18 protein-coding genes and 1 riboswitch are annotated in these 19,898 nt (G+C 62.8%); of the genes, 9 read left to right on the plus strand and 9 right to left on the minus strand.

Translation table 11 applies throughout. The features are described 5' to 3' along the window. Positions 1-169: 169 nt before the first annotated feature. Entirely contained in the window at positions 170-1,999 is a 1,830-nt protein-coding gene (gene typA / locus ACX3P0_RS09355; RefSeq protein WP_459088006.1) for a translational GTPase TypA, read from the minus strand. A 210-nt stretch (positions 2,000-2,209) separates the two neighbouring features. On the opposite strand from typA, the gene ACX3P0_RS09360 reads away from it, so the two are divergent. After that, positions 2,210-2,497, plus strand: coding sequence for a hypothetical protein (locus ACX3P0_RS09360; protein WP_459088007.1), 288 nt, complete (start codon positions 2,210-2,212; stop codon positions 2,495-2,497). Positions 2,498-2,523: 26 nt separating this feature from the next. On the opposite strand, the gene ACX3P0_RS09365 is transcribed toward ACX3P0_RS09360, so the two are convergent. From ACX3P0_RS09365 to ACX3P0_RS09375, 3 genes are all read right to left on the minus strand, one after another. Beyond that, positions 2,524-3,162: a TPM domain-containing protein gene (locus ACX3P0_RS09365; protein ID WP_459088008.1), complete on the minus strand. Its 639-nt coding sequence runs from the start codon at positions 3,160-3,162 to the stop codon at positions 2,524-2,526. Positions 3,163-3,170: 8 nt separating this feature from the next. Beyond that, on the minus strand, positions 3,171-3,977 hold the full coding sequence (locus ACX3P0_RS09370; protein ID WP_459088227.1) for a TPM domain-containing protein: 807 nt from the start codon (positions 3,975-3,977) through the stop codon (positions 3,171-3,173). Between the two features lie 64 nt (positions 3,978-4,041). After that, positions 4,042-4,680, minus strand: a complete 639-nt coding sequence (locus ACX3P0_RS09375) for a LemA family protein (RefSeq protein WP_459079305.1) — start codon at positions 4,678-4,680, stop codon at positions 4,042-4,044. 152 nt (positions 4,681-4,832) lie between these two features. On the opposite strand from ACX3P0_RS09375, the gene ACX3P0_RS09380 reads away from it, so the two are divergent. The 5 genes from ACX3P0_RS09380 (at position 4,833) to ACX3P0_RS09400 (ending at position 9,369) form a co-directional block, all read left to right on the plus strand. Further along, positions 4,833-5,087: a hypothetical protein gene (locus tag ACX3P0_RS09380; protein WP_459088009.1), complete on the plus strand. Its 255-nt coding sequence runs from the start codon at positions 4,833-4,835 to the stop codon at positions 5,085-5,087. 5 nt (positions 5,088-5,092) lie between these two features. After that, a complete protein-coding gene (gene pdxY / locus ACX3P0_RS09385; RefSeq protein ID WP_459088010.1) occupies positions 5,093-6,013 on the plus strand; it encodes a pyridoxal kinase PdxY in 921 nt (306 codons plus the stop codon). 64 nt (positions 6,014-6,077) lie between these two features. Continuing rightward, on the plus strand, positions 6,078-6,722 hold the full coding sequence (locus tag ACX3P0_RS09390; RefSeq protein ID WP_459088011.1) for a carbonic anhydrase: 645 nt from the start codon (positions 6,078-6,080) through the stop codon (positions 6,720-6,722). Positions 6,723-6,826: 104 nt separating this feature from the next. Further along, a complete protein-coding gene (locus ACX3P0_RS09395) occupies positions 6,827-7,246 on the plus strand; it encodes a nuclear transport factor 2 family protein (protein WP_459088012.1) in 420 nt (139 codons plus the stop codon). A 71-nt stretch (positions 7,247-7,317) separates the two neighbouring features. Further along, complete coding sequence (locus tag ACX3P0_RS09400) at positions 7,318-9,369, plus strand: M3 family metallopeptidase (protein ID WP_459088013.1); 2,052 nt, start codon at positions 7,318-7,320, stop codon at positions 9,367-9,369. Between the two features lie 53 nt (positions 9,370-9,422). Here ACX3P0_RS09400 and ACX3P0_RS09405 read toward each other — a convergent pair whose 3' ends face one another. Then, the gene (locus ACX3P0_RS09405) at positions 9,423-10,037 is read right to left on the minus strand and encodes a TetR/AcrR family transcriptional regulator (protein WP_459088014.1); all 615 of its coding nucleotides are present in this window, start codon (positions 10,035-10,037) and stop codon (positions 9,423-9,425) included. A 71-nt stretch (positions 10,038-10,108) separates the two neighbouring features. Here ACX3P0_RS09405 and ACX3P0_RS09410 point away from each other — a divergent pair, with 71 nt between their 5' ends. From ACX3P0_RS09410 to ACX3P0_RS09420, 3 genes are all read left to right on the plus strand, one after another. Further along, positions 10,109-11,392 carry an MFS transporter gene (locus ACX3P0_RS09410; RefSeq protein ID WP_459088015.1) on the plus strand — a complete coding sequence of 428 codons (1,284 nt, stop codon included), beginning with the start codon at positions 10,109-10,111 and terminating at the stop codon, positions 11,390-11,392. An 89-nt stretch (positions 11,393-11,481) separates the two neighbouring features. Next, positions 11,482-11,684: riboswitch (cobalamin riboswitch) on the plus strand. A gap of 120 nt (positions 11,685-11,804) precedes the next feature. Beyond that, positions 11,805-13,052, plus strand: coding sequence for an aromatic ring-hydroxylating oxygenase subunit alpha (locus tag ACX3P0_RS09415; RefSeq protein WP_459088016.1), 1,248 nt, complete (start codon positions 11,805-11,807; stop codon positions 13,050-13,052). Positions 13,053-13,062: 10 nt separating this feature from the next. Next, on the plus strand, positions 13,063-14,172 hold the full coding sequence (locus ACX3P0_RS09420; protein WP_459079296.1) for an FAD-binding oxidoreductase: 1,110 nt from the start codon (positions 13,063-13,065) through the stop codon (positions 14,170-14,172). Between the two features lie 76 nt (positions 14,173-14,248). Here the strand turns inward: ACX3P0_RS09420 and ACX3P0_RS09425 are convergent, their stop codons facing one another. The 4 genes from ACX3P0_RS09425 to ACX3P0_RS09440 all read right to left on the minus strand — a co-directional run bounded on the left by ACX3P0_RS09425 (position 14,249) and on the right by ACX3P0_RS09440 (position 19,872). Further along, positions 14,249-14,509 carry a DUF2312 domain-containing protein gene (locus ACX3P0_RS09425; RefSeq protein ID WP_459079294.1) on the minus strand — a complete coding sequence of 87 codons (261 nt, stop codon included), beginning with the start codon at positions 14,507-14,509 and terminating at the stop codon, positions 14,249-14,251. A 100-nt stretch (positions 14,510-14,609) separates the two neighbouring features. After that, on the minus strand, positions 14,610-18,068 hold the full coding sequence (pyc, locus tag ACX3P0_RS09430) for a pyruvate carboxylase (RefSeq protein WP_459088017.1): 3,459 nt from the start codon (positions 18,066-18,068) through the stop codon (positions 14,610-14,612). 198 nt (positions 18,069-18,266) lie between these two features. Continuing rightward, complete coding sequence (locus ACX3P0_RS09435) at positions 18,267-19,385, minus strand: branched-chain amino acid ABC transporter substrate-binding protein (RefSeq protein ID WP_459079292.1); 1,119 nt, start codon at positions 19,383-19,385, stop codon at positions 18,267-18,269. Positions 19,386-19,524: 139 nt separating this feature from the next. Further along, positions 19,525-19,872 (minus strand): DUF6867 family protein, encoded by a 348-nt coding sequence (locus ACX3P0_RS09440; protein ID WP_459079291.1) that lies wholly within the window; start codon positions 19,870-19,872, stop codon positions 19,525-19,527. Positions 19,873-19,898: the final 26 nt, after the last annotated feature.

The following is a 19,898-nucleotide window of genomic DNA, read 5'->3' on the forward strand; positions in this document are numbered from 1 at the left end:
CTTGGTAGATGGGATATTGCCGGTGGCTCATGCATTGGCTGAAGACACGATGCAGCCAACGGCTTAGGAAACAGCCGCAGGCTGCAAGCCCGACCGGGCGTCGCGCCCGATGGCGCGCCCCCGCGGAGGGCCAGCCGCCAAAGGCGGCGGTACGGCCCGTGAGCGAGAGTTAGGCCGCGCCCGCTACCTTGGCCGACTTTTCGAAACGCTTGCGCTCGTTCGGGTCGAGATAGAGCTTCCTGAGGCGGATGGTCTTGGGCGTCACCTCGACCAGCTCATCGTCCTGGATCCAGGCCAGCGCGCGTTCCAGCGTCATGCGGATCGGCGGGGTCAGCTTGACCGCCTCGTCCTTGTTGACCGAACGGATGTTGGTCAGCTTCTTGCCCTTGAGCACGTTCACTTCGAGATCGTTGTCTCTCGAATGGATGCCGATGATCATGCCCTGATAGACCTTGACGCCCGGGTCGATGACCATGGGGCCGCGATCTTCCAGGTTCCACATGGCAAACGCCACCGCTTCGCCCTGTTCATTGGAGATCAAAACGCCGTTCGAGCGGCCGGCCATCTCGCCCTTGTAGGGCTGATAGGAGTGGAACAGCCGGTTCATCACGGCGGTGCCGCGCGTGTCGGTCAACAGCTCCGACTGGTAGCCGATCAGGCCGCGCGTCGGCGCATGGAAGACGATACGCTGGCGATCGCCGCCGGAGGGGCGCAGTTCGATCATCTCGGCTTTGCGCTCCGACATCTTCTGCACAACGATGCCGGCGTGTTCCTCATCGACGTCGATGACGACTTCCTCGATCGGCTCGAGCAGGTCGCCGTTCTCGTCCTTCTGCATGACGACGCGCGGGCGCGACACGGCGAGTTCGAAGCCTTCGCGGCGCATGGTCTCGATCAGCACGGCAAGCTGCAATTCACCGCGGCCCGACACGTAGAACGAATCCTTCTCGGTCGATTCCTCGATCTTCAGCGCGACGTTGCCCTCAGCTTCTTTGTACAGGCGGTCGCGGATGACGCGGCTGGTGACCTTGTCGCCCTCGGTGCCGGCCAGCGGGCTGTCGTTGACGATGAAGGACATGGTCACGGTCGGGGGATCAATCGGCTGCGCGTGCAGCGGTTCGGTCACGGCCGGATCGCAGAACGTGTCGGCGACGGTGCCTTTCGACAGGCCGGCGATGGCGACGATATCGCCCGCTTGCGCTTCGTCGATCGGCTGACGCTCGAGGCCGCGGAACGCGAGGATCTTGGAGACGCGGCCGGTTTCGACGACGACGCCGTCATTGTTCAGCACCTTGACCGGCTGGTTCGACTTCAGCGTGCCGGACTCGATGCGGCCGGTAATGATGCGGCCGAGGAACGGGTTGGCTTCCAAAAGCGTGCCGATCATCCGGAACGGGCCGGGATGAACGGCCGGCTCGGGGACATGCTTCAAAATAAGTTCGAACAGGGGATCGAGCCGCCGGTCCTTGGGGCCATCCGGGTTCTCGGAGGCCCAGCCATCGCGCCCCGAACCGTAGAGGATCGGGAAGTCCAACTGCTCGTCGGTGGCGTCGAGGGCTGCAAACAGGTCGAACACCTCGTTGACGACTTCAACATGGCGCGCGTCCGGCCGGTCGATCTTGTTGATGAAAACGATCGGCTTGAGGCCGACCTTGAGCGCCTTGCCGACCACGAACTTGGTCTGCGGCATTGGGCCTTCGGCGGCATCGACCAGCACAATGGCCGAATCCACCATGGAAAGGATGCGCTCGACCTCGCCGCCGAAGTCGGCGTGGCCCGGCGTGTCGACGATGTTGACGCGGGTGCCGTGCCAGTCGACCGAAGTCGCCTTGGCCAGAATGGTGATGCCGCGCTCTTTTTCGATATCGCCGGAATCCATGGCGCGCTCTGTGACGCGCTGGTTTTCCCGGAAGGAGCCGGCTTGCTTCAAGAGTTCGTCGACCAGCGTGGTCTTGCCATGGTCGACGTGCGCGATAATCGCGATGTTGCGGAGGTTCATGTTCAGGTCTCGGGAATGTTATGGGCAGCAAGCCCCCACGATCAGGGTCGGGACGCTGCCTTTTTCGGTTGGCCGGCTCTTACAGGTTTTTTCGCAAATGCGAAAGGGGAAGCGCGCTCAAATGAATCGTCACCAAATATTAAGGGTCCTGGGATGAAATGATTTCGTTAACCAAAGCGGAACGCAAGCCGCCGCAGCGAGTTCGCCTGAATGATCTACACCGCTGCCAAGTCCCCCCTGATCCTGTCGCTTGCCGGTGTCGCGCTCGCCGTGCTGCTGGCAACGGGCGGCGCGCCGTCGGCGGCAACGCGGGTCGTGCCATTCTCGGACCAGGGGCCAGCGCTGTCGGAAGCGCCGCAGATGTTCGCAGACGCACCGGATGGCGTCGATCCGGTGGTGACCGGGCCGGTCAGCGCCGCTTTCCGCCTGCAACAGGCCGACGCCGGTTGCGACAAGGCGGTCTGGCCGCATATTCCGGCAAGCTGCTACCCGGACTGACTTTTACCGGTCGCCGCCGCGCAGCGTCATATCTCGACCAGCCGGTTATCCAGCTCATCCACATCGTCCGGCGAAGCCGGGAAATGCTCGGCAAGGATCGCGCCCACCGTGTCGATCGCTTCGATAAAGCCGTCGACAAGGCGTCCATCGCCGGCATTTACCGTCAAGGCGTCCACGACATCGTCCCAGACACGCTGCTCGACATGGCTGTCGATGCCGCTATCGGCGACCACTTCGGCATAGCGCTCGGCCAGCGAGACGAAAATCAACACACCGGTCCGCGCCGACGTCAGATGCACATTGTGGGCAAGGAACTGCCGCGAGGCGTTGGCGTGCGCGGCTTGGAAACGCAAGCGGTGCGGCACCAGATGGATGCGCAGCCACGGCGCGGCCCATAGCAGCAAAAGTGCGGCCGCAACCGCCAGAAGCTGGGCGGCGGCGAAATAAGGCAGGCGGATCGAAAGCCACCAGGCTTCCAGCGCAATGGCCAACGCCAGGCTGGCCAGCAGGATGCCCACCATGGAGACAAAGGCGGCGGGAAAGAAATAGTTGTCGCTGGCATGCGCCACGACGCAGTAGATTTCGCCGTCGGTCTTGCCTTCGGCTGCCTTGATGGCCGCGCTCACGCGGGCGTGGTCTTCGGGTGAGATGGTGTGCCTTGCCATGATCTGCCTCACCAGCTTCCCGACGAGCCGCCGCCGCCGGACGAACCGCCGCCACCTGAAAAACCGCCTCCCCCTCCCGAAAAGCCCCCGCCACCGGACGACCAGCCGCCGCCGCCGGACGACCATCCGCCACCGCTAGCACCCGAAGATCGTGCGGTGTTGAAGGTCATGCCGAGCCAACGGTAGCGGTTCGGCCCGATCTTTTGGCCGAAGATCGGCGGCAGGATGGCCATGGCAAAGCCGCCGAAGAACAGGGTTGCCCAGACGATGATGAACAGGACGGGCAGCCAGTCCTCGATGTCGCCGGCGCTCGTCTGGTTGCGCTCGCCACGCGCTTCCAGTTCTTCCGGATTGCCGTCCAGCACCATGATCATGTCGTCGACGGCCTTCTCGATGCCGCCGGAATAGTCGCCGGCGCGGAAGGCCGGCACCATGTCGTTTTCGATGATGAGCCTGGTGTGCAGGTCGGTCAGCGTTCCTTCGAGGCCGTAGCCGACCTCGATGCGTATCTTCCGGTCGTTTTGGGCGACCAACAGCAAAACGCCGTTGTTCTCGCCCGCCTGGCCAAGCTTCCAGAACCGGAACAGCCTGTTGGCATAGGATTCGATATCCTCGCCATCGAGTGTGGGGACGGTGGCGACGACGATCTGGTCGGAGCCCTTCTTCTCGAAATCGGCCAGCTTCTGGGTAAGCAGCACTTCGCTTGCCGCATCGATAATGCCGGCATCGTCGACGACCCGGCCCGTCAGCGCCGGCAGGTCGGCCGCGAAAGCGTGAAGGGGGAGGAACAAAAGGAACGCAAGCAAGGCGAGCAGCCTTGTTTTGTCGATACCTCGTCTGGGCGCGAAGGAATTCAAGGTCGAACCGTTCAGGCTGGAATCACCCGCCCTGCTTTGTCCCGAAATCGACCTTCGGCGCTTCAAGCTTGTCTTCGGCGACGGTAAAGTTCTGGAACGGCTCGTTCGAGGTGAACCAGAACTTCGCCCACAGCAGCGAGGGGAACGTCCGCAGCGTCAGATTGTAGTCCCTGACCGCCTGGATATAGTCGCGCCTCGCCACCGCGATGCGGTTTTCGGTGCCTTCCAACTGCGCCTGCAACGCCAGGAAATTCTGGTTCGCCTTGAGATCCGGATAATTTTCCACCACGGCCAGAAGCTTCGAAAGCGCGCTGGTCAGACCCGATTGGCTCTCCTGGAACTTCTTGAAGGCTTCCGGGTCCTTGAGTGTTTCGGGCGTCACCGTGATCTGCGTCGCCTTGGCGCGCGCCTCGACCACCGCCTGCAGCGTGTCCTTTTCGTGGCTGGCGTAGCCCTTCACCGTCTCGACCAGATTGGGAATGAGATCGGCGCGGCGCTGGTACTGGTTCAAAACCTGGCTCCAGGCGGCCTTGGCGTTCTCTTCCGCCGTCGGAATGGTGTTGAAGCCGCACCCTGCAAGCAGCGGCAGCATGAACGCCATCATGAGGAAGGCCGGCAGGAGGCGATAAGTGCGGGATTGGGCGAACTGGGCAGCAGGCATGAAAAATCCCTGAATCAGGAGAGGAGAGCCAATCTCTAGCACAATCTCGGGCCAAGGAAACCGTGCCTTCTGCTGACCTAGCGCGAAGAGCGCCGAGGCCCTGTAACCGCAGGCGTGAACGCGATAGATTGGGCAGGCAACAAGGTACCATCATGCCGAAAAACCCCAATGACGACAGCGCCGAGTCGCGCCGCATCCTGAAAAGAATGGCCGGCGAGACCGAGCCGGGCGGCGCTTCGTTCGTGGCGCGCGCCGCCAAGGGCGCCATCGACAGCGTTTCGGCCAGGGATGCCGACCGTTCGGACCCGATCGAATATTGGGGAACACGCATTGGCCGATTGCTTGGCCTCGCCTTCGCGGTCGCGCTGATGATCTGGCTCGTCCTATTCATCATGCGGGGCAACTGACGGGCATGAGCGGCATACCAATTGTCACGCCGGGTGCTGCTCCGCGGGCTGGCTCCAAGGCGATCCCCAAGGCGGCAATCGTCATTTCCAGCCATGTCGTTCGCGGCTCGGTGGGAAACCGCGCTGCCGTCTTCGCGCTGGAAACGCTGGGCTTTCCCGTATGGGCGGTGCCGACCATCACCTTGCCCTGGCATCCCGGCCATGGGCGGGCGATGCGGATCGTTGCGCCACCGGAACAATTCGCGGCCCTGATGTCCGATCTCGAGCGCGCGCCCTGGCTGGGCGAGGTCGGTGCTGTGCTCTCGGGCTATCTCGGTGACGCCGCCCAGGCGCAAGCGGTCGCTTCGCTGGTCCGCGCGGTCAAGGCCCGGCGTCCGGAAGCGCTCTACATATGCGATCCGGTGATCGGCGATTCCGGCGGTCTCTACGTGCCCGAAGCGACGGCAACCGCCATGCGCGATACCTTGATCCCGATCGCCGACATCGCGACGCCGAACCGCTTCGAACTCGAATGGCTGACCGGCGCGAAGCTGCCAGACAGCAAGGCCGTGATGGCAGCGGCACTTGCCGCCCCTCCCGCGACCATGCTGGTCACCTCGGCCCCGGCGATGATGACCGACAGCATCGCCAACCTTCTCGTCGACGCAAATCAGGCGGTGATGGCCGAGCATCGCATCATCGACAGGCCGCCGAACGGGCTTGGGGACCTGACGGCCGCGGTCTATCTGGCGCGGATACTTTCAGGCCAAAGTCCGGCAAAGGCGCTGCAGTCGACCACCGCGGCCGTGTACGAAATCCTGGCCAGCACCGCCAGGCGCGGCGGCGATGAGTTGCAGCTTGAAACCGATGCGCAAAGCCTGGCGCACCCGATGGCCATGGTACAGATGCGCCATCTCCAGCATCCGGGACGGAAGCGTCCGGCATGATAATGGCGCAGGCCGTACGATTTTCATTGAACAAGCCCCGGCTTTTCCTTTAATTGCCTCCGCAATGGCTCATCTTCCAGAACACCTCCTCGCCGGCTACCGCAACTTCATGAAGGGCCGCTATTCGGCCGAGAGCGGTCGCTACGTCTCACTTGCCCGCGAAGGGCAATCTCCCGAAACGATGCTTGTCGCATGCAGCGATTCGCGTTCGGCGCCCGAGACGATCTTCGATGCGGGGCCGGGCGAACTGTTCGTGCTGCGCAATGTCGGCAATTTGATCCCGCCTTTCGAACCCGATGACGAATTCCACTCGACCTCGGCGGCGCTGGAATTCGCCGTGGACATCCTGAAGGTCAAGAACATCGTCATCATGGGCCATGGCCGCTGCGGCGGTATCCGCGCGGCGCTGGCGCAGGGCGGCAAGCCGTTGAAGCCGGGCGACTTCATCGGCAAATGGATGAGCCTGATCCATCCGGCGGCCGAGGCCGTGGCCTCCACGACGGTGATGACGCCGACCGAGCGTGAAACGGCGCTGGAGCGCATCTCCGTGCGCTATTCGCTGAACAATCTGCGAACCTTCCCGCAGATCAAGGAACGGGAAGAACAGGGCGAGCTTGCGCTTTATGGCGCATGGTTCGACATTTCGGCCGGCGAACTATGGGCGATGAACCAGGATACCGGCGATTTCGAGCGGCCCACACTGGATTGATCGTCCATTGGAGCGCACAAAGGCGCTCTACCGTTTGATCGAGCATCGAAACGACCCGAAATCCGGATTGCGCTTTTCGGGTCGATGCTCAAGGGAGCGCCGCCATGAAACTGCGTTGCCTTTCAATAGTGAGCACCACCCTTCTCCTGAGTATGGGGGTTGCGTTCCCTTCCTTTGCCGACGAAGCGGCGGTGATCGAGCGTTGGTACAAGGCGCTGCTTATCGCCGACCGTGCCGGCCTGTCCGACCTGCTTTCGGCCGATGCGCGCATCAAGCTGACCGATCTCGGCGTCGAACAGGACAGGCAGGAATTCATCGCCTCGATGGACGAATGGCAGGCATCCGCGAAGGGCGCGACGATCCGGCACCGCCTTGAAAAGAGCGAAGACGGCGTATCCACGGTCATCGTCTGCTACGATTTCCCGAACAACGATCTCCTGACGCAGGAAACCTTTGCCGTGACCGGCGGGCGCATTACCGCCAGTTCGCAGGCCATCGTCGCGGAAAACTGCGACGCGTTCTAGCGGTTGCAGGTCGCAAGCCGGCGTCTTACATCGAGGCGACCCGCCGACACTCAACCAACGAGAAACCCTTCATGCCCGATAATGCCATCGACCTTGCCACGCATCCGCTGACCGCATGGAACGGGCCGCTCGGCCTGCCCGATTTCTCGCGCATCGGCGACGGCGATTTCGTGGCCGTTTTCGATGCGGCGCTGAAGGCGCATGAAGCCGAGATCGCCACGCTTGCCGGCAGTACGCAAGCCGCCACCATCGCCAACACGCTGGCCGCGCTGGAACTGGCGGGTAATAGTCTCGACCGCGTTTCTTCGATCTTCTGGTGCCGTGCCGGCGCCCATACCAATCCCGAGATCCAGGCGCTGGAGCGCGAAATCTCGCCCAAGATGTCGCGGCATTTCTCGGCCATCTCGATGAACGCAAAACTGTTTGCGCGCCTGGATGATCTCTACCAGCGCAGCGCGACCCTCAACCTCGATTCCGAGACGCTGCGCGTGCTGGAAAAGACTTGGAAAAGCTTTGTCCGATCCGGCGCGAAACTCGATGAGGCAGGCAAGGCGCGGCTGGGTGCGATCAACGAGGAACTGTCGTCGCTGGGCACCAAATTCGGCCAGAACGTGCTGGCCGACGAGAGCGAGTGGGTGCTGTTCCTCGACGAAGCCGACCTTACCGGCCTGCCCAATTTCTTGAAAGCGTCCATGGCCGAAGCCGCCGAGATGCGTGGCCGCAAGGGTCGCTACGCGCTGACCTTGTCGCGCTCGCTCTACGAGCCTTTTTCGACCTTTTCCGAGCGCCGCGACCTGCGCGAGATCGCCTGGCGCGCCTTCACCATGCGCGGCCAGAACGGCGGCGCCAGCGACAACACCAATGTCGTGCGCGATCTTTTGCGCCTGCGCGCCGAAAAGGCGAAGCTGCTCGGCTATGCTTCTTACGCGGCGCTGAAGCTGGACGACACCATGGCCAAGACGCCGAAGGCCGTGCATGCGCTGCTCGATCCCGTCTGGAAAAAGGCACTGGAAAAAGCCGCCGCCGACCAGCAGGAGCTTAAGCGTCTGGCGGCGGAAGCGGGTAGCAACGACACGTTTTCGGCCTGGGACTGGCGCTTCTATCAGGAAAAGCTGCGCACTGAGAAATTCGCCTTCGACGAGGCGGAACTGAAACCTTATCTGCAACTCGACCGCGTTATCGCCGCCTGTTTCGACGTGGCGACAAGGCTGTTCGGCATCACTTTCGAGGAGAAGAACGGTATCGCCACCTGGCATCCAGACGTGCGGGCGTTTCTGGTGAAGAATGCGGACGGCTCCGAGCGCGGCGTATTCCTGGCGGATTATTTCGCGCGACCCTCGAAACGTTCCGGCGCATGGATGAGCGCGCTGCAGTCCGGCTACCGGCTCGGCGATGGCTCGCGCCCGGTCATCTACAACATCATGAACTTCGCCAAGCCGCCGAAGGGCGAGGCAGCGCTCCTGTCGGTGGACGAAGCCAGGACGCTGTTCCACGAATTCGGCCACGCGCTGCACGGCATGCTGACCGACGTGACATGGCCATCGGTTGCCGGCACCTCGGTGTCGCGCGATTTCGTTGAACTACCGTCGCAACTCTACGAACATTGGCTGACGGTTCCTGCCGTGCTGGAAAAGCACGCGCTGCATGTCGAGACCGGCAAGCCGATGCCGAAGGCACTGCTGGACAAGATGCTGGCGGCGCGCACCTTTGGCGCTGGCTTCGCTACAGTAGAATTCACCGCCTCGGCGCTGATCGACATGGCCTATCACGCACGCGCGGACGCGCCCGGCGAGCCGCTTCGTTTCGAAGCCGAAATGCTGGAAAAAATGGCGATGCCGGACACCATCGCCATGCGCCACCGCACCCCGCATTTCGGCCATGTCTTCGCCGGCGACGGCTATTCGGCAGGCTATTATTCCTACATGTGGTCGGAAGTGCTGGACGCCGACGCCTTTTCGGCCTTCGAGGAAATCGGCGACCCCTTCAACCCGGCGCTGGCCGAACGCTTGCGCAAAAACATCTACGCCGCCGGCGGCTCGAAAGACCCGGAAGAACTCTACACCGCCTTTCGCGGCAAGATGCCTTCGCCCGAAGCCATGATGGCCAAGCGCGGCCTGGTGTAGCTGGTGTAGCGCGTCTTTTGTTCTGCGGGCCGGCGACCGGAACTATCCCAACCCTAACCGGCCAGGCTCGCCCCGATCAGCAGGTCGGCATTCTTCGCCACCGATGCGGCCGGGCCGCCCTCTCCGAAAAGCTGGCCGGAGATATAGGCGCCTTCTATCAAAAGCAGCAGACCGTCGCCCAGCGTATCGGCATCTTGCGCGCCCATCGCGAGCGCCATGGCGCGCAGGCGGCGGCGCAGTTCCTTCTTGTTTTCCTCGCTGACGACGCGGGCCGGGTGGTCGTGTTCGGGATATTCCACCGCCGCGTTGGTCAGGCCGCAGCCGCGATAGCCGGGTCTTTGGGTTCGCTTGCCGATGCGGACGAAGAAGGCGCCGATCTGCGCGCGCGCGTCGCCCGGATGGGCTGCCACCGCCTCGTCGAAACGCGCCCAGAATTCGCCGTCGTAGTGCCTCAGATACGAAGCGGCGAGTTCGTCCTTGGAGGCGAAGCTGCGGTAGAGGCTGGGCTTGGTGACGCCCGCCGTCTTGACGATTTCCTCGACGCCGATCGCCCTTATGCCCTGCCGGTAGAACAGGTCGGACGCGGCAGTCATGATTTTTTCGGCAGCGCGCGGCACGTGGCCATCGCCATCCTTGATCCTTGCATCAATATTATTGGCGTCTGACATTCGCTGGCTCGCTTGACAATGTTACCGATCGGTACGAATAGTGGGCGCTCCGTAACGTACCGGTCAGTAACATGATAGCCCAACCCCGCATGCTTGGCCAGCGCTACGCGTTTGTCGTCGTCGCCGTCATCTTCTTCTGCTTGCTAATTGCGGCCGGCCTGCGTTCCGCGCCGGCGGTGATGATGCTGCCGCTGGAATCCGAGCTCGGCTGGGGCCGCGACGTGGTTTCGCTCGCCGCCGCCATCGGCATCTTCCTTTATGGCCTGGCCGGTCCGTTTGCCGCCGCCCTTATGGAACGCTTCGGCCTGCGCCTGATCCTGCTCGGGGCGCTTGCCCTGATGGCCGGTTCGACCGCCTCCAGCCTGCTGATGACCGAGCCGTGGCAGTTGGTCGCCAGTTGGGGCGTCTTTTCCGGGATCGGCTCGGGCGCCGTGGCGACCGTGCTCGGCGCCACCATCGTCAACCGCTGGTTCAAGACCAATCGCGGCCTGGTCATGGGGCTGATGTCCGCGTCGAGCGCCACTGGCATGCTGGTGTTCCTGCCGGTGCTGGCGATGCTGGCGCAGTGGGGCGGCTGGAGGCCGGTCGCCATGGCCGTCGCCATCGCCTGCGCCGCCTTGTTGCCGCTGGTCTGGCTTTTGGTGCCGGAGCGGCCCTCTTCCATCGGCCTCGTCCGCTTCGGCGCGGATGCCGACGACGTGCCGCCGGTATCGCCCGCCTCGCAGGGCAATTTCATCGCCCACACGCTCGGCACGCTGCGCCGTGCCGCGCGCACACGTGTGTTCTGGTATCTGTTCGCCACCTTTTTCGTCTGCGGTTTCACCACCAACGGGCTGGTCGGAACGCATCTCATCGCCTTTTGCGGCGACATGGGCATCCCCGAAGTAAAGGCGGCCGGCCTGCTGGCCTTGATGGGCGTGTTCGACCTCATCGGCACGACGCTGTCGGGCTGGCTGACCGACCGCTTCGACCCGCGAAAACTGCTCGGCATGTATTACGGCATTCGCGGCCTGTCGCTGATCTACCTGCCCATGTCGGGCTTTTCCGGCACGGCGCTGACCATCTTCGCCGTGCTCTACGGCCTCGACTGGATCGCCACCGTGCCGCCGACGCTGCGCCTGTCCAACGAAGCCTTCGGCGATCGCTCCGGCCCGATCGTCTTTGGCTGGATCGTCGCCGGCCACCAGGTCGGGGCGGCAACCGCCGCCTTTTTCGGCGGCGCGCTGCGCGAAATGCAGGGCAATTACGAACTGGCGTTCCAGATCGCGGGCATGACCGCCATCGTGGCCGCCTGCATCTCGCTGCTCATCGACACCAGCCGGCCGGCCTTTGAACCAGAAGGCCAGCCCGCCTGAGCGACGCGCCTGAACGACGCCTTTTTCGCCCTGTCGCCTTTGCGCTTTGGCGATGTCGCTTTCGTATGGCCGGACCCCATGTCCCGGTGATTAGATGGTGATGCTTAGGTGCCCGTTCGCGAAAGCCGGCGGGATAATTGGGAAGCCGGTTGGATGCCGGCGCTGCCCCCGCAACGGTAGCGGAGTTGAAAGTCTTGACAAAAACCACTGGGCGATAAGCCTGGGAAGGTGTCGAGACAGTCCGGGAGGACAACTCCGAAGCCCGGAAACCAGCCTCGAGCAAAGTGAACTCGACTGATCGCGGTGGGCGGTCAAGAGGCGAATTCTTGCGGACGGCAATCGGTGCCGGTGCGCAATCGTTCACCCCTGAAGTCACCACCAGTTCAGTCCTAGCATTTGCTGAGGGCAGGACATGGACACGAAGACCGAAATGCTGAAGCGGCTCGAGCGCCGCCGTCAGGGCTTCTCGCTGGAGCAACCCTTCTACACCGATCCCGATTATTTCAAGCTCGACATGGAACTGATCTGGTATCGCGACTGGCTTTTCGTCGGCCATGATTGCGAAGTGCCGAAGCCCGGCAATTATTTCACGCTGCAGATCGGCGACTATCCGGTGGTGCTGGTGCGGGACCAGAAGGGCAAGATCCATGCCCTGCACAATTCCTGCCGCCATCGCGGCAGCCGCGTCTGCCCGTCCGATAAGGGATCGGCAGCCAAGCTAGTCTGCCCCTACCACCAGTGGACCTATGAACTCGACGGCACCTTGTTGTTCGCCCGCGACATGGCGCAGGGCTTCGACAAGGCCGATTTCAGCCTGAAGCCGATCGCCTGCGAAAGCGTCGGCGGTTTCATCTTCATTTGCCTCGCTGAAAAGCCGGCCGATTTCGCCCCGATGCGGGCAATGATCGAGCCTTACCTGGCGCCGCACCGGCTGACCGAAGCGAAGGTCGCCTTCGAGAGCACCATCGTCGAGAAAGGCAACTGGAAGCTGGTCTGGGAAAACAACCGCGAGTGCTATCATTGCGCGGCGAACCACCCCGAACTGTGCAAGACCTTTCCCGAGGCCCCGACCGTCACCGGCGTCCAGGACGCCGACAGCGATCCGGAGATGCTGGCCCATTGGGCCAAATGCGAGGCCGCCAACCTGCCCAGCAAGTTCCGCATCGATCCCGCAGGCCAGTTCCGCGCCACCCGCGCGCCGCTGCTGCGCGATGCCGTCAGCTACACCATGACCGGCAAGCGGGCGGTGAAGAAGAACCTGTCCGACAGCGTCTCGACCGAGGGGATCGGCTCGCTGCTGCTCTATCATTATCCAACGACCTGGGACCACATCCTCGGCGACCATGCCGTCACCTTCCGCGTCCTGCCGATCAGCGCCACCGAAACGGCCGTGACCACGAAATGGCTCGTCCACAAGGATGCGGTCGAGGGCGTGGATTACGACCTCGCCGAACTCATCCATGTCTGGACCGTGACCAATGACGAGGATCGCCGCATCGTCGAGGAGAATGCCTTCGGCATCCAGTCGCCGGCCTACGAACCCGGTCCCTATTCGGAAGTGCACGAAGGCGGCGTCATCCAGTTCGTCAACTGGTACGCCGATTTTATCGGGCCAAGGCTGGCCGAGGGCGAGAAGCCGGCGTTGAAGAACGTCGCTTAGGGAGGCAGCCATGAACGCGGCAGTCAGCCTCTACAAGCATCTCGACGAGATGATACCGTGGAACGACCGGCTTCAGGTGCTGGAAGTGGTTGGCGTCATCGACGAGGCGCCGGACGTGAAGACCTTCACCTTCCGTTCGGACAACCAGACCTGGTTCCGCTACAAGCCGGGCCAGTTCATCACGCTGGAACTGCCGGTCGCGGACGCGCCGCTGATGCGCACCTATACGCTGTCGTCCTCGCCGTCGCGGCCGTTCTCGATCGCCGTGACGGTCAAGGCGCAGGCCGGCAGCGTCGGCACGCGCTGGATGTTCGACCATCTGAAGCCGGGCGAGCGGGTCAAGGCCTATGGCCCGTCCGGCGAGTTCTCGCTGCACAACCATCCTTCGGCCAAATATTTGTTCATCTCGGCCGGTTCCGGTATTACGCCGATGATGTCGATGCTGCGCTGGCTGAACGACTTTACCCCGCAGACTGATATTTCCTTCGTCAACTGCGCGCGCAGGCCCGAAGAGATCATCTTCCGCAAGGAACTGGAACTGCTCGGCATGCGCATGCCCGGCCTGTCGCTCGGCTTCATGATCGAGGAACGCTCGTCGCGCGAAAGCTGGTTCGGCCATATGGGCCGCATCGATGCGGTACGCCTGCCGATGCTGTCGCCCGATTTCCGCGAGCGCGAAGTGTTCTGTTGCGGGCCGGAACCCTTCATGCGCGCGGTCAGCCAGATGCTGGAAACCTCCGGTTTCGACATGGCGCACTATCATCAGGAAAGTTTTGGCGCACCGGCGATCGAGCCGGTGCCGGCACCCTTTGCCGATAGCCCGCAGCATGCGACGCCGGCGGGCGAGCCTGCACAAGCCGCCATCCCGATCCACTTTGCGCTCTCCGGCGTCGACGGCGAATGTCTCGCCGGCCAAACCGTTTTGCAGACGGCGCGCGCATCGGGCGTGCGTATTTCCGCCGCCTGCGAGTTCGGCCTGTGCGGCACCTGCAAGGTGAAGAAAATCTCCGGTGAGGTCGAGATGAGCCACAATGGCGGCATCCTCGAGCAGGAGATTGCCGACGGCTTCATTCTCGCCTGCTGCTCAAAGCCGCTCTCGCCGATCGAGATCGAGGCGTGACGATGGAATGACGCGATGACGCGTCCGGCTTCGCTGCCTGCTTCCAGGGCAATGCAGACGCGATCGACCGCAGCCGTTACGCCATGCCGAGAGCGGCCATGTACAGGTCGAGGATCGCTTCAGCTTCCGCACGTTCGTTCTGATCCTGCTTGCGCAGCCGGATGATCGTACGCACGGCCTTCGGCTCGAAGCCGGTGCCTTTCAGTTCCGCGTAGACTTCCTTGATGTCGTCGGCGATCGTCTTCTTCTCTTCTTCAAGGCGCTCGATGCGCTCGATGAAGGCGCGCAACTGGCCGGCGGCAACCGTCTGCGAGGAATCCGTTACGTCGTCGGCCATTCTCGTCTCTCCGTATGTGATCGCCGCGACTCGGAAGCCGCCGGGCAGGTTTTCAGCCGGTTCGATGCCCGACCGGCGCGGGCCGGTCAAGCGATTATCTTCACCCGTAGGTGACCAGAAGATCCTTGGCGTCGATCTGGTCGCCGGCCTTGACGAGCACTTCGGCGATGACACCGTCGCGCTCGGCATGCAGCGCCGTTTCCATCTTCATCGCCTCGATGGACAAAAGCACGTCGCCGGCCTTCACCGCCTGCCCCACGACCAGCGACACGCCCGAAACGACACCCGGCATCGGCGCGCCGACATGGGCGTCGTTGCCGGGTTCCGCCTTGCGCCGCGCCTTGGCGGCCGAGGCGCCATGCGCGCGATCCGCCACCTTCACCCGGCGCGGCTGGCCGTTCAGTTCGAAGAACACCGTCGCCAGGCCTTTTTCATCGACTTCGGCAATGCCGAGGCAGCGCACCACCAGGGTCTTGCCCTTTTCGATCTCGACGAAAATCTCGTCTTCGGGCTGCATGCCGTAGAAATAGGTCAACGTCGGCAGGACGCTGACCGGTCCGTAGATCTCCTGCGCGGCGGCAAAGTCCGAAAAGACCTTCGGATACATCAGCCACGATGCGAATTCCTGTTCGCTAAGGCTGCGCCCGACCTTTTCTTCAACCTCCTTGCGGCTGGCTTCGAGGTCGGCGGCTTTCAGCAGCGAGCCGGGGCGCACGGTATAAGGCTTGTCGCCCTTCAACGCCTTTTTCTGCAAGGCTGCCGGCCACCCGCCTGGCGACTGGCCGAGATCGCCGCGCAGCATGGACACGACCGAGTCCGGGAAGGCGATGTCGCGCGCCGGATTTTGCACATCGTCGACGGAAAGCTCCTGGCTGACCATCATCAGCGCCATGTCACCGACCACCTTGGACGACGGCGTCACCTTGACGATATCGCCCAGCATCAAATTGACGTCGTGATAGGTCTGCGCGACCGCATGCCAGCGCGTCTCCAGCCCGAGCGAGCGCGCCTGCTCCTTGAGGTTGGTGAACTGGCCGCCCGGCATTTCATGCAAATAGACCTCGGAGGCCGGCCCCTTGAGATCGTTTTCGAAAGCGGAATACTGATTGCGCACCGCCTCCCAATAGAAGGAAATCTTCCTTATCCATTGCGTATCGAGGCCCGGATCGCGCGCGCTTCCCTTCAGGGCTTCTACGATCGAGCCGAGACAAGGCTGCGAGGTGTTGCCGGAGAAAGAATCCATCGCCGCGTCGACGGCATCGACGCCCGCCTCCACCGCCGCCAGCACGGTTGCCGCCGACAGGCCGGACGTGTCGTGCGTGTGGAAATGGATCGGCAGGTGTGTGGCGTCGCGCAGCGCCTTGAACAACACCCGCGCCGCCGCCGGCTTCAAAAGGCCGGCCATGTCCTTGACCGCCAGAATATGCGCGCCGGCCTTTTCCAATTCACCGGCCAGCCCGACATAGTATTTGAGATCGTATTTCGCGCGCGCGGGGTCAAGAATGTCGCCGGTGTAGCACATCGCCGCTTCGCACAATTTGCCCTCGGCGATCACGGCATCCATGGCCACGCGCATGTTCTCGACCCAGTTCAGGCAGTCGAAGACGCGAAACAGGTCGATGCCGCCGCACGCCGCCTGGCGGACGAAATGCTGGACGACATTGTCGGGATAATTGGTGTAGCCGACGCCGTTGGCGCCACGCAGCAGCATTTGCAGCAGGATGTTCGGCGCGTTTTCGCGGATCAGCGAAAGCCGCTCCCACGGGTCTTCGGTCAGGAAGCGCATGGCCACGTCGAAGGTCGCGCCACCCCAGCATTCCAGCGACAACAGTTGCGGCAGCACGCGAGCATAGGTGCCGGCGATGGACGCAATGTCATGCGTGCGCACGCGGGTCGCCAGCAGCGACTGGTGGCCGTCGCGCATGGTGGTGTCGGTAATCAGGACCCCGGTTTGAGCGCGCATCCACTGTCCGAATTTTTCCGGCCCGAGCGCGTCGAGCTTGTTCTTGGTGCCGTCGGGAATGGAACTGGTGAACCACGGAATGACCGGGGCTGCCGCATCCGGGTGCGGCTTGGCGCGGCCGCGCGTTTCCGGATGGCCGTTGACCGACACATCGGCCAGATAGTTGAGCAGCTTGGTGGCGCGGTCCTGCCGCTTCACATGCTCGAACAGTTCAGGCGTCGTGTCGATGAACCGGGTCGTGTAGGAATTATCGGCAAAGCTTGGGTGATTGATGATCGCTTCGAGGAAGGTCAGGTTGGTGGCGACGCCGCGAATGCGGAACTCCCGCAAGGCCCGCGTCATGCGCGAGATCGTCTCGCCCGGCGTCGGTGCCCATGCCGTCACCTTCTCCAGCAGCGGATCGTAGAAGCGGGTGATGACCGCGCCCGAATAGGCGGTGCCGCCGTCGAGGCGAATGCCGAAACCGGTCGCGCCGCGATAGGCGGTGATGCGGCCGTAATCGGGGATGAAATTGTGCTCGGGGTCTTCGGTCGTGATGCGGCACTGGAGTGCATGGCCGTTGAGGCGGATGTCCGCCTGCGCCGGCACCCCTGACTCCGGCGTGCCGATGGCGAACCCGTCGAGGATGTGGATCTGCGCCTTGACGATGTCGATGCCTGTCACCTGCTCGGTGACGGTATGCTCCACCTGGATGCGCGGATTGACCTCGATGAAATAGAATTTTCCGGTGTCTGCATCCATCAGGAATTCGACGGTGCCGGCACCGATATAGGCCGTCTCGCGCGCGATCTTCAGGGCGTGGCCGCAAAGCTCGGCGCGCTGGCCAGCCTCGAGATACGGTGCCGGCGCACGCTCGACCACCTTCTGGTTGCGGCGCTGGATGGAGCAGTCGCGCTCGAACAGGTGGACGGCGTTGCCATGCGTGTCGCCCAGCACCTGCACCTCGACATGGCGGGCGCGTTCGACCAGTTTTTCCAGATAGACCTCGTCCTTGCCGAAGGCGGCCTTGGCTTCACGCTTGCCTTCCATCACCTCGCGGGCGAGGTCGGCCTCGGAGCGGATCGCGCGCATGCCGCGCCCACCGCCGCCCCACGAGGCTTTCAGCATCACCGGATAACCGATGGACTGGGCGAGTTTCTTCACCGTTTCCATATCGTCGGGAAGCGGCTCGGTTGCGGGCACGACCGGCACCCCGACCTCGATGGCGAGGTTGCGCGCGGCAACCTTGTTGCCGAGACGGCGCATGGTTTCCGGCTTCGGTCCGATGAAGACGATGCCGGCATCGAGGCAGGCCTCGGCGAATTCCGGGCTTTCGGACAACAGGCCGTAGCCGGGGTGGATGGCATCGGCGCCGGACAGCCTGGCGACCCGGATCACTTCCTCGATCGACAGATAGCTCTCGATCGGCCCCATCTCCCGGGTAAGGTGGGGGCCTCGGCCGACCTCGTAGCTCTCGTCGGCCTTGAAGCGGTGGAGGGAGTATTTGTCTTCCTCGGCCCATATCGCCACAGTTTTGATGCCGAGTTCGGTAGCCGCCCGAAAGACGCGGATGGCGATTTCAGACCGATTGGCGACGAGGATTTTCGTGATGGCCAAGGAGACGCTCCATGAACGGGGAGAAGGCGGCGCGCATGAATAACGCGAAAATGCTGCAGTGCAAACAAAATTGCCGATAACAGCGCCGGCGCCTTCTTTTCTTGCGCCGGAAAAAACGGCCCTGCCGGGAGGAGTTCGCCTAAAACGAAAAATGCCCGGCGCAGCGCGCCGGGCATTTTCCTTAAAAACTGGATAGGCTCAGTTGATCTGGACGTAGCTGTACTTGCCGTCGTCGCCCTTCTTCCACTCATACACGACATAGTCAGCGTCGGTACGGTCGCCCTTTTCGTTGAACGACAATTCGCCGAGAACCGTCTTGAACGGACCCTTCGACTTGATCGCCTTGGCGACTTCCTGCGGATCGTTGCTGCCGGCCGCGTTAGCGGCTTGAGCGACGACCTGCGTGGCGGCATAGGAATAGAGCGTATAGGCTTCCGGCTCGAAACCGGCCGCACGGAACTTCGCGACAACTTCCTGCGCAGCCGGGTTCTTGCGGGGATCCGGACCGAAGGTGTTGAGCGTACCGGCAACCGCATCGCCGGCGATCGAGGCCAGTTCGTTGGAGACGATGCCGTCACCGGAGAACATCGGCGCCTTCAGGCCCTGGTCGGCCGCCTGGCGGATGATCAGACCGGCTTCGGTGTGCAGGCCGCCCCAATAGATCAGCGTGACGCCGGCTTCCTTCATCTTGGCGATCAGTGCCGAGAAGTCCTTGTCGCCGGCATTGACGCCTTCATACATGACTTCCTTCATGCCGAGCTTGTTCAGCGCCCCCTTGGTGGCGTCCGCAAGACCCTGGCCGTATGGCGTCTTGTCGTGGATGACGGCGATCTTGGCGTCCTTGAAGTTCGCGGCGATGTAGGCGCCGGCAACGTCGCCCTGCTGGTCGTCACGGCCGCAGACGCGGATCGTGTTCCACAGGCCGGCCTCGGTGAACTGCGGGTTGGTTGCCGCAGGTGTCACATCGAGGATGCCGTTTTCGGCATAGACCTGCGAAGCCGGGATCGTGACGCCCGAGTTGAAGTGACCGATGACGAACTTGACGCCGTCCGCCACGAACTTGTTGGCCACCGAGATGCCCTGCTTCGGATCGGACACGTCATCGCCGACGCTGAGCTTGATCTGCTCGCCATTCATGCCGCCAGCGGCGTTGATGTCCGCCACGGCCATTTCCGTGCCCTTCTGCAACTGCGCGCCAAAGGCGGCGTTCGGGCCGGTGATCGGGGCGCCGACGCCCATCAGGACATCCGCCCATGCGCTGCCGCCAAACGCCAGTAGCGCCGACAGTGCGACCGCGGACAAGAGTGATTTTTTCATGTATAACGCTCCCATTTATGGAGTGGGCGTGGATGATGCTTTCATGCGATGCCCACCCATTATCGCAGAAAGTGTACTTTGCCGATTTTGCTGGCCTTGTCACGCCGATTCATCCCCGGATCGGCGTTAATCATGAACGTCAACCCTTGGATTTCCAGCTCAGGATCGATGCTCTTTCATAGAGCCAGTGATACTGCGTCACCATCTGGTTCGTGCGTGTATACTGGTATCCGATGAAGCCGATGATCATCAGGACGACCGTATCGACGACGTAGAATTGCAGGGAAAACATCGTGCCGTCGAACAAGGCATGATGGATGAATCGCACCGCAATTCCAAGACCGAGCAGGTACAGGAAGAGGTTGGGCAAGGACCGCCACGTCTGCGCGCAGGCCTTGCCCGTCATCCATGCCGCCCACCCGCCAAGCAGGCAGGTAACGAAGAAGAATTGCAAGATCGAGGGTTCCTCGTGAAGAATGCCCTGCATATCGATCGCTCCCAACTTTGCCAGGC

The organism is Mesorhizobium sp. A556, from assembly GCF_054489545.1.